Raw genomic sequence first — 8,753 nt, 5'->3', positions numbered from 1 at the left:
ACCCGGGGGGCGGCCGCACCGCCGGCCGGGTCGGCAGGCAGGGTCAGCCCGCGCCAGACCTGACCCGCCAGGGCGAGGAGCAGGGCCAGCAGGGCCGCCAGCACCAGGGGCCAGAACACCGGGGCCAGTCCCTGGGGCCAGAAGCCCGGCACCGAAAGGTCCCCCTCGCCGTTGCGCCGCCAGAGTTCGCGCAGCTTCAGCCGCAGGGAGGCCAGCACGGCCCGCAGGGCCTGGGCGAGTCGGCCCCAGGGGTTCGCGTAGGGCGCCGGCAGATCGGAGGGTGGCGGAACCGGATCAGCCATGGACGCCGGACACGGGGAGCAGGCTCAGGAGTCGTTGCGGCGGCGCAGCAGGGCCAGGGGGTTGCGGGGGCGCTGGGGCGGCGGCGGCTCCTTGGGGGAGCCCTCCGGCCTGGAGTCGTCGTGCAGCAGGCTGGGATCGGCCCCCTGGCCCTGGGAGAAGCGCTCCACCTGGGCCGCGTCGGGGGTGGGCTCCTTGACCCCGCAGACCTCCCGGTACATGGCGTCGTACTCCAGGGCGGAGCGGTTCCAGCTGAAGTCGGTGGTCATGGCCCGCCGCTGCAGCTCCTGCCAGCTGGGCTCGTTGCGGTAGGCCTCCCAGGAGCGCACGATCGTCGTGTAGAAGTCGATCGCCTCGTAGCGATCGAAGCCGTAGCCGGTGCCGGTGCCGGCGGTCGGGTCGTTGGGGGGCACGGTGTCCACCAGGCCGCCGACGCGGCGCACCACGGGGATCGAGCCGTAGCGCATGGCCAGCATCTGGCTGATGCCGCAGGGCTCGAAGCGGCTCGGCATCAGGAAGGCGTCGCTGCCGGCGTAGATCAGCCGCGACAGGGCGTCGTCGTAGGTGAGGAACACGGAGAAACGCCCCGGGTGGCGGGCCGCCATCTGCCAGAGGCCCGATTCGTAGCCCCGATCGCCGGTGCCCAGCACCACGAACTGGCTGTCGCTGTAGGCCAGCACCCGGTCAGCGACCTGCAGGAGCAGGTCGACACCTTTCTGGTCCACCAGCCGGCTCACCATCCCCATCAGGTAGGAGCGGGGGCTGACGTTCAGGCCCATCCGTTCCTGCAGGAGCCGCTTGCAGGCGCTGCGGCCGCTGAGGTCGCCTGAGGAGAAGGGGGCGGGCAGGGTGGCGTCGGTGGCGGGATTCCAGTCCTCGGTGTCGATGCCGTTGAGGATGCCGCGCAGCTTGCCGCTGATGAAGTTGAGCAGGCCGTCGATACGCTCGCCGTATTCGGGAGTGCGGATCTCCATCGCGTAGGTGGGCGAGACCGCATTCACCCGGTCGGCATAGAGGAGGGCCGCCGCCATGGTGTGGTCGCCCTGCATGTACCAGGGGCACCAGGTCATGCGGTCCAGCTTCCAGCGCCAGGGGCCCTGGTAGCGGAGGTTGTGGATGGTGAACACCGTGCTGATCTCCGGGTCCTGGTGCATCCACACCGGGATCATCCCCGTGTGCCAGTCGTGGCAATGGAGAACCTGGGGCTTCCAGCCGCCGTTCCAGGCGAATTCGGCACTGGCGTTGGCAAAGAAGGTGAAGCGCCAGTCCTCATCTTCGCCGCCATAGATGCGCTCCGGATCGAATACCGGATGGCCCACCAGATAGATGGTCAGACCACTGGTCGGATGGCGGGTTTCGTAGATGGCGAAATCGGTGCCCATGGCGTGGCCACGCCACATCGGCTCGGCTGGAATCTCCAGCCGGCTCCACAGTTTTCCGTAGCCCGGCATAATGATCCGGACGTCGTGCCCCAGTGCCGCCAGGGCCGGTGGCAGGGAGCCGACCACGTCGCCCATGCCTCCCACCTTGATCATGGGAGCGCACTCCGCAGCGGCAAACAGAACCCTCATCCGTGCTCGATGGCTGGTGCGCCTGGAACTCTACGGGCTGCCAAGGAACGCTCCGGCGGCCGCAGGCAGCGGACTCAGGGCAGCACCGTCACCGGGGTGCCGAGCTGCACCATCTCGAACAGCTCCCTGACGTCTTCATCGAACAGCCGCACGCAACCATGGGACACGGCAGCGCCGACACTGTCGCGATGGGGCGTGCCATGGAAGCCGGAGCTCACGCAGCCCTTCACCTCCAGGTGTTCCTGGCCGTTGAAGCCACGCCGGCCCTTGCAGTCACGGTGGAAGCCGATCCAGCGGGAGCCGAGGGGATTGGCGGGGCCGGGGGGGATGCGCACCCCCTTGGCGGGGTGCTCCCAGACCGGGTAGGCGGTCTTTTCGATCACGCTGAACGACCCCACTGGCGTTTCCCAGCCGGGCATGCCCACCCCCACCCGGAAGCGGCGCCGTTCCCGGTCCCCCTCCATCACCTTCAACAGCCGCTGGCGGCGGTCCAGGATCAGCTGCAGCGGGGGGGAGGCGGGCTCCGCCGTCGTCGCTGCCGGATCAGGAAGGGCAGCCGTTGGGTCGGTGCCGGCAGCGGCGGCGATCGCAGGGTCCACCGACCATCCGGAGACAACGCTGAACAGGGCCAGAGCCAGGGGCAGGATGGCTTGGCGGGTCACGGTGTGGTCGGCCGGGATCAGACTCCTCATCTGAGGTTAGCGAGCTGGACGCAGCCACGGGCCGGGGCCATAGTCGGAGCAGAGCAGGGAACGCGTTAACATCCGCCCCATCACGACCGATGGCACATCCGGTCGCCGCCATCACGTCTGCCGTCCTGTTCATGGGTCTGGAGATCGCCGCCCCATCCCTTGGCGCTCCAGACCAGCACCACGGCCTTCTCTACAGCTACAAGAACGACACCGTCCCTGCCCGCTGCTCGCGCAGCTTCTGGCTGCTCCAGAAGAGCAAGAAAGTGTGGTTCCTCGTCGATGAGCACCACAAGGACAGGGACACCGTGCCCGCCTTCTTCTACCGGGGCCGGAGAATTCTCTACCGGGGCGACCTGCGCTCACTCCCCCCGGAACGGAGAAAAGCCCTGGAGGCGAACAGCATCGTCTGGGGCCAGTCCGTCGCCCATGGCTGGGGACGGGGGCCGAATGGGACCAACTACTACCTGCATCTGTGGACCCGCTGGTCGATCTTCCAGCCCGCCCGTTGCCATCCCGAGTACTTCACGATGACCTTCCTGTCCCCCCATCGGCGCTGAGGGGGTGGCACAGGGACAGGCCGTTGGTCGCTGTGTCGATCCGGCGGTAGCGGATCGTCCATCCGTAGGCGCTGCGCAGCTTCAGGAGCATCACCAGGCCCCAGTGGGCGTCCCTGGCGAGGGGATCCTGCGCGCTGGCTTCCATCGCCTGCTCCACGGTCGCCAGGGCGGCCTCGAAGTCGAAGGGGGCCCCCTGGTCGAGGATCTGCACGCAGAACCCCTGGCTGGTCACCTGCACCGACAGCTGGACCGGCGGCGGCGGGTCCAGATCGGCGTGGGCATGGCGCACCGCATTGGTGAAGCCCTCGACAAGGGCCAGCTGGGCCTGCATCCAGAGCTCCGCAGGCACGGACGGATCGCTCAGCTGGCCGAACCAGCTGAGCACCGTCTCGATCTCATCGAGATCACTGCGGACGCTGAGCCGGCCGAGGGGCCGATCGAATTCCGAAGCCTGGGGCAGATTCATGCGGCCCCGGAATTCTTGCTGAACAGCACAAGAAAGGTTCGGAGGATCAGCTTCAGGTCGTAACCCAGGCTCCAGTTCTGCTGATAGCGCAGATCCAGCCGGATCACATCATCGAAATCCCGGATCGAGGAGCGGCCGCTCACCTGCCATTCCCCACTCAGGCCAGGCCGCACATCGAACCGCTGCCAGCTGGGAATGGCATAGCGACGCACCTCATCCGGGGTGGCGGGCCGGGTGCCGATCAGGCTCATGTCGCCGATCAGCACATTCCAGAACTGGGGCAGTTCATCGAGGCTGGTCTTGCGCAGGATCCGGCCCACGCGGGTGATTCTGGGGTCATTGTCATTCTTGAAGAAGGCCCCCTGGGCCTGGTTCTCCACACGGTCCTTCAGGCGTTCGGCATCGCTGACCATCGAGCGGAACTTCCAGATCCGGAAATGGCGGCCCATCCAGCCGCAGCGCACCTGACTGAACAGGATCGGCCCCGGGCTGTCCAGGCGGATCGCCAGGGCGATGGGCAGGAACAGCAGCGCCGTGACCCCCAGCCCCACCAGGGCACCGCCGACATCCAGGCACCGCTTGACGGCGGAGCGCACCGAGGGGTGGGTGAGCGGCGGCCGCTGGTCCTCCGTACGGGACAGCTGGGGCAACAGCCCTTCGGAATGGGGGGTGATCGGCAGGACCTTCTCCAGTCCCGTCATCTGCAGGGCCAGGAACACCTGACGGTTCAGGCTCCAGGCCGCCAGGGGCAGCGCGCGCTCCTGGGCCGTCTTGATGGCGCCCACCAGGGCACCGATGCCGCTGCTGTCCATGAAGTCGATGCCCTGACAGTCAATCAGGATGTCGCCTGGCTTTTCGTTCAGTAGGGAGCCGATGGATGATCGCAGTTCGGCGCCACTCTGGGCATCAAGCAAACCTGAAGGGTTCAGGATGGATAGATCATCCACACATGAAATCTCGAATCTCATTGAGCTTACAATTCCTGCAGGATTGTGGCTTCCGCCATCGGTCAGCCCGCCTCGGCGTGGCGTGCGGCTGGTTGGGCCCGGGCTTCTCCAACCTGCGTTTGGGCGTGTCAAGGTCCGGATGGGGCCGGAGCGTCTTCCGGGATGCAGCGCTAAGGTTTGTGAATCACACGGTGAAGCGTGCGGATCCGACCATGGTCACGATTGAAGAGCTCCGCCAGCAGTCCCTGCCTTTCGTTGCCGCCGACCGAGACGGCTGCATCGTGGAAATCAACGACCTGTTTCAAGCCACCTATGGATGGACATTGGCGGATCTGGAAGGTCAGTCCCTTTCCATGATTCTCCCCGACTCCTTCCGGGACGCCCATCACCTCGGATTCTCACGTTTTCAGATCGTTGGCGAATCCCAGATTCTCAACCATCCCCTGCAGCTGATGACGATCTGCAAGGATCAACAGGCCATCAATTCCGAGCATTTCATTGTGGCCGAACGGCGGGGGGATGGCTGGATCTTTGCGGCGACCCTGCGTCCGCTCAGCTGAGTCTGGAATGGCCGATCTGGAGCTCGTCACCCAATTGCGCACCACCCTCGGGCGGCTGGAAGCGGCGCTCGGGGCCGTTGAAGAAGGCCTCGCCTTCACCGACCTCGATGGAATCGTCGAGTGGACCAATGCCTCCTTCGATCGCTTCGTGGGCCTCTCGCGTCTGCAGTGCCTGGGCCGCTCCCTGAGCGGGATCCTTCCCGACCGCCAACCCCAGGCAACGGCCGAGCCCCAGGCCGGCGAGCCCTTCTGGAGCCAGGCTCCCGAGGGCACCAGCACCTGGGAGCTCACCAGCGCCCCACCCCGGCGGGTCATCGAGGTGTCGTGGGCCACCGTCAACGTCCCGAGCAGGCCCTCCCTGGTCTTCACCTTCCGGGATCAGAGTGCGATCGTCCAGGCCAAGTACAGGCTGATTGACGCGCGCGATCAGCTGGAGCAGCAGGTTGCCCAGCGAACCCGTGAGCTGCGGCAGGCACGGGATGAAGCCCTGGCGGCCAGCCAGTCGAAGACACGCTTTCTGGCCACGATGAGCCATGAGATCCGCACCCCGCTCAACGCCGTGATCGGGATGAGTGACCTGCTGCTGGCCAGTCCCATGGACGAACGCCACCGGGAGATGATCCAGACCATTCACGAGAGCGGCGATTATCTGTTGAATCTGGTCAATGACATCCTCGATACTTCCCAGATCGAGACCGGTCGTCTGGCGCTGAACCCCAGGACTTTTGATCTCCATTCCTTGCTGGATGATGTGCTCAACCTGTTTCGGCATCAGGCTTCCATCCGTCAGCTTGATCTGCAGCTCAGCCTGTCGCCGGGTGCGCCGCAATGGTTGATCGGTGACGATCTCAAGCTGCGCCAGATTCTCTTCAACCTGCTGGGCAATGCCTGCAAATACACCAACCATGGAGAGATCCGCCTGGTCGTCGAGGCGACCCGCACGTCGGCGGAGGCGGTGGGCCTGTTGTTTCGTGTCTCGGACACGGGAATCGGCATCGCCCCCACCGCGCTGCCGTTCATCTTCGAGGAGTTCGTCGGGCATGCCAACCCGGAGCAGACCAGCCAGAGTGCCGGACTCGGCCTGGCGATCTGCTCCCGCCTGTGCCAGCTGATGGCCGGTGAGATCACGGTGGAATCCAGCCTCGGGAAAGGCAGCTGTTTTTCGGTCCGCCTGCCCTTCGCTGTAGCCTCGAAGAGCCAGCAGCAGCCGCTTCAGATCATCCCTTCTCATGGTGTTGATCCCGGGCTGAGGATCCTGGTGGCCGACGACAACCGCGTCAACTAACGCGTGCTGGAGCTGATGCTGGCCAGGCTGAATCTGTCGGCCAGGTTGGTGGGTGATGGCGACGCCGCACTCGAGAGCGTCAGAAGCGAGCCCTTCGATCTGGTGATCATGGATGTGGAGATGCCCCGTCTGGATGGCATCTCAGCGGCCCGTGAGCTGCGCCATGAAGGCTATTCCGAGGTGTACATCATTGCCTTGACGGCCTATTCCTTCAGCTCCCATCGCCAGGAGTGCGACGCGGCCGGCATGAACGACTTTCTCTCCAAACCGCTGCGTTTCGTGGATCTCTGTGCTGCCCTGGATCGCTTCCAGGAGTGGCGCCGCGCCAGGCACGCTGACCCGGGCGGCCCGCCCTAGGCCGGCGCCATGCCCGACAGCCTGGCCTGGGTCAGGGCCGTCTCGGCCCGTCGGAACAGGTCCTTGAAGCTGCTGTCGTCATCGCCCAGCGAGGCGACACCGACGCTGATGTCCAGCGGAAGGCGGACGCCGTCCACCAGCCAGCCATCGAGGACCAGGGCGGCCCGGATCTGCTCCGCCAGGGCCATCCCCTTCGGGTTGTCCAGGCCGGGGCGCAGCACGGCGAACTCGTCGGCGGTCACCCGGCCCAGCAAGGCGCTTTCCCCCACCTGGCTCCGCAGCCGGCCGGCCAACTCCTGGAGCAGGCGATCCCCCTGGTCAGCCCCGAAGCGGGCGCAGAACGCCGCGAACCCGTCGAGGCCGAAGATCATCAGGGTGAGCGCCTCGCGGCTCTGGCAAGCCCGCTGGACCTCCCTCTGGCCCGCCTCATGGAAAGGGCGCCGGTTCTGGAGACCCGTGAGCGGACAGAGATAGCTGTTGCGCCGCGATTCCAGGTACTGCGTCACCATGCCGGCCAGATCCTTCAGGAGCTGTTGCTCCGTGCCGGCCAGCTGCCGCGGTTCACGGCTGATCACGCACAGGGTCCCGAGGTTGAAGCCGGCCCGGGTCTGCAGCGGGACGCCGGCATAGAAGCGGATGTGGGGATCCCCCGTGACCAGGGGATTGTCCTTGAAGCGGTCATCGGCGGTCGCATCACTGACGACCATCACGTCATCGGAGCAGATGGTGTGGGCACAGAAAGCCAGCTCCCGTGGTGTTTCCTTTGCGTCCAGGCCCACCCGGGAGAGAAACCATTGGCGCTGGCGATCCACCAGGGAGATCAGGGCGATCGGAACGCCCAGCATCTGGCTGGCCAGACGGGTGATGCGGTTGAAGTCCTCATCGGGCTCCGCATCGAGGATGTGCTGGTCGTCCAGCGCCGCCTGCCGCTCGGCCTCGTTGTCCGGAATCGGATAGGCGGACAACGGTCGTCGCTGCGTGGAAAGGAAGTATGGAACGGGGCCCCTCAGGACAGCCTGGGCGCCTCAGGGCAGCCAGGGCGCCTCGGAAAAGTCCGGTTCCCGTTTCTCCAGGAACGCATTGCGCCCCTCCTGGCCTTCGCTGGTCCGGTAGAAGAGGTGGGTGGCCTGACCCGCCAGCTCCTGGATGCCCGCCAGGCCGTCGGTCTCGGCATTGAAGGCGGCCTTCAGGCAGCGGATCGCCGTGGGGCTGTGCTGCAGCACCTCCCGCGCCCAGGCCACCCCCTGGCGCTCCAGGTCCTCCAGGGGCACCACCGCGTTGACCAGCCCCATGGCCAGGGCCTGGGCCGCGTCGTAGCGGCGGCAGAGGAACCAGATCTCCCGGGCCTTGCGCTGGCCCACCACCCGGGCCAGGTAGCCGGCGCCGAAGCCGCCGTCGAAGCTGCCCACCCGCGGGCCGGTCTGGCCGAACACGGCATTCTCGGCCGCCAGGCTGAGATCGCAGAGCAGGTGCAGCACCTGGCCGCCGCCGATGGCGTAGCCGGCCACCAGGGCGATCACCACCTTGGGCAGGCTGCGGATGATCCGCTGCAGGTCGAGCACGTTGAGCCGCGGCAGGCCCGAGGCGTCGAGATAGCCGCCGTCGCCGCGCACGCTCTGGTCGCCGCCGGCGCAGAAGGCCCAGACGCCGTCGGCGGCCGGCCCCTCGCCGGTGAACAGCACCACCCCGATCGAGGGGTCGTCCCGGACCCGGTTGAAGGCATCGCAGAGCTCCTGCACGGTGAGGGGACGGAAGGCGTTGCGCTTCTCGGGGCGGTTGATGCTGATCCGGGCGATCCCGTCGCCGCTGGTCTCGAAGCGGATGTCGCTGTAGCTGCCGGCGCTGGTCCAGTGCGGCGGGGCGGGGGGAACGGGGGTCATGGGGAGGGGATCGGCCCGGTGGCCAGGGGATCGGCCAGATCTGCGGCCATTGTGCGCAGCCGCTGCCGCAGGGCCGCATCCCGGCGCCGGTCGGTGGTCACCACCAGCAGGGCCAGCGGCTGGGCCAGGGCCCAGGCC

11 protein-coding genes and 1 pseudogene are annotated in these 8,753 nt (G+C 66.9%); 4 read left to right on the top strand and 8 right to left on the bottom strand.

The window, feature by feature from the left end; translation table 11 throughout:
• The 3 genes and pseudogenes from VB737_RS12615 to VB737_RS12605 all read right to left on the bottom strand — a co-directional run.
• Positions 1–302 (bottom strand): annotated as a pseudogene (locus tag VB737_RS12615) (hypothetical protein); the annotation flags it as partial.
• 24 nt (positions 303–326) lie between these two features.
• Positions 327–1,871, bottom strand: coding sequence for a glycogen synthase GlgA (glgA, locus tag VB737_RS12610; protein ID WP_500313424.1), 1,545 nt, complete (start codon positions 1,869–1,871; stop codon positions 327–329).
• A 74-nt stretch (positions 1,872–1,945) separates the two neighbouring features.
• Positions 1,946–2,563: a L,D-transpeptidase gene (locus tag VB737_RS12605; protein ID WP_500313422.1), complete on the bottom strand. Its 618-nt coding sequence runs from the start codon at positions 2,561–2,563 to the stop codon at positions 1,946–1,948.
• Positions 2,564–2,652: 89 nt separating this feature from the next.
• Between VB737_RS12605 and VB737_RS12600 the strand changes: the two genes are divergently transcribed.
• The gene (locus tag VB737_RS12600; RefSeq protein ID WP_500313420.1) at positions 2,653–3,120 is read left to right on the top strand and encodes a hypothetical protein; all 468 of its coding nucleotides are present in this window, start codon (positions 2,653–2,655) and stop codon (positions 3,118–3,120) included.
• On the opposite strand, the gene VB737_RS12595 is transcribed toward VB737_RS12600, so the two are convergent.
• Positions 3,086–3,586: an ATP-binding protein gene (locus VB737_RS12595; RefSeq protein ID WP_500313418.1), complete on the bottom strand. Its 501-nt coding sequence runs from the start codon at positions 3,584–3,586 to the stop codon at positions 3,086–3,088. The genes VB737_RS12600 and VB737_RS12595 overlap by 35 nt on opposite strands.
• Positions 3,583–4,554, bottom strand: a complete 972-nt coding sequence (locus tag VB737_RS12590; protein ID WP_500313416.1) for an anti-sigma factor antagonist — start codon at positions 4,552–4,554, stop codon at positions 3,583–3,585. The genes VB737_RS12595 and VB737_RS12590 overlap by 4 nt, the downstream gene beginning before the upstream one ends.
• A 170-nt stretch (positions 4,555–4,724) precedes the next feature.
• On the opposite strand from VB737_RS12590, the gene VB737_RS12585 reads away from it, so the two are divergent.
• Positions 4,725–5,093, top strand: a complete 369-nt coding sequence (locus VB737_RS12585; RefSeq protein ID WP_500313414.1) for a PAS domain S-box protein — start codon at positions 4,725–4,727, stop codon at positions 5,091–5,093.
• On the opposite strand, the gene VB737_RS12580 is transcribed toward VB737_RS12585, so the two are convergent.
• On the bottom strand, positions 5,086–5,304 hold the full coding sequence (locus VB737_RS12580) for a hypothetical protein (RefSeq protein ID WP_500313412.1): 219 nt from the start codon (positions 5,302–5,304) through the stop codon (positions 5,086–5,088). The two genes, VB737_RS12585 and VB737_RS12580, sit on opposite strands and share 8 nt — an antisense overlap.
• 108 nt (positions 5,305–5,412) lie before the next feature.
• Between VB737_RS12580 and VB737_RS12575 the strand changes: the two genes are divergently transcribed.
• Both VB737_RS12575 and VB737_RS12570 read left to right on the top strand, forming a co-directional pair.
• Complete coding sequence (locus VB737_RS12575) at positions 5,413–6,378, top strand: ATP-binding protein (protein WP_500313410.1); 966 nt, start codon at positions 5,413–5,415, stop codon at positions 6,376–6,378.
• Positions 6,379–6,393: 15 nt separating this feature from the next.
• Positions 6,394–6,735, top strand: a complete 342-nt coding sequence (locus VB737_RS12570; protein WP_500313409.1) for a response regulator — start codon at positions 6,394–6,396, stop codon at positions 6,733–6,735.
• Here the strand turns inward: VB737_RS12570 and VB737_RS12565 are convergent.
• Positions 6,732–7,700 (bottom strand): sensor domain-containing diguanylate cyclase, encoded by a 969-nt coding sequence (locus VB737_RS12565; RefSeq protein WP_500313407.1) that lies wholly within the window; start codon positions 7,698–7,700, stop codon positions 6,732–6,734. The two genes, VB737_RS12570 and VB737_RS12565, sit on opposite strands and share 4 nt — an antisense overlap.
• A 60-nt stretch (positions 7,701–7,760) precedes the next feature.
• Complete coding sequence (gene menB, locus VB737_RS12560; protein ID WP_500313405.1) at positions 7,761–8,615, bottom strand: 1,4-dihydroxy-2-naphthoyl-CoA synthase; 855 nt, start codon at positions 8,613–8,615, stop codon at positions 7,761–7,763.
• Between the last annotated feature and the right edge of the window lie 138 nt (positions 8,616–8,753).

The sequence above is a fragment of the Synechococcus sp. BA-120 BA3 genome, assembly GCF_034931285.1.
Taxonomy (GTDB): domain Bacteria; phylum Cyanobacteriota; class Cyanobacteriia; order PCC-6307; family Cyanobiaceae; genus Cyanobium.
Note: the sequence above shows the minus strand (reverse complement) of the source record. Positions and strands in the feature narration are given on the sequence as shown.

What these genes read in the sequence shown, in the direction of transcription:
- glgA (WP_500313424.1), bottom strand. Translation starts at nt 1,871, where the DNA reads ATGAGGGTTCTGTTTGCCGCTGCGGAGTGCGCTCCCATGATCAAGGTG.
- VB737_RS12605 (WP_500313422.1), bottom strand. Translation starts at nt 2,563, where the DNA reads ATGAGGAGTCTGATCCCGGCCGACCACACCGTGACCCGCCAAGCCATC.
- VB737_RS12600 (WP_500313420.1), top strand. Translation starts at nt 2,653, where the DNA reads ATGGCACATCCGGTCGCCGCCATCACGTCTGCCGTCCTGTTCATGGGT.
- VB737_RS12595 (WP_500313418.1), bottom strand. Translation starts at nt 3,586, where the DNA reads ATGAATCTGCCCCAGGCTTCGGAATTCGATCGGCCCCTCGGCCGGCTC.
- VB737_RS12590 (WP_500313416.1), bottom strand. Translation starts at nt 4,554, where the DNA reads ATGAGATTCGAGATTTCATGTGTGGATGATCTATCCATCCTGAACCCT.
- VB737_RS12570 (WP_500313409.1), top strand. Translation starts at nt 6,394, where the DNA reads ATGCTGGCCAGGCTGAATCTGTCGGCCAGGTTGGTGGGTGATGGCGAC.
- menB (WP_500313405.1), bottom strand. Translation starts at nt 8,615, where the DNA reads ATGACCCCCGTTCCCCCCGCCCCGCCGCACTGGACCAGCGCCGGCAGC.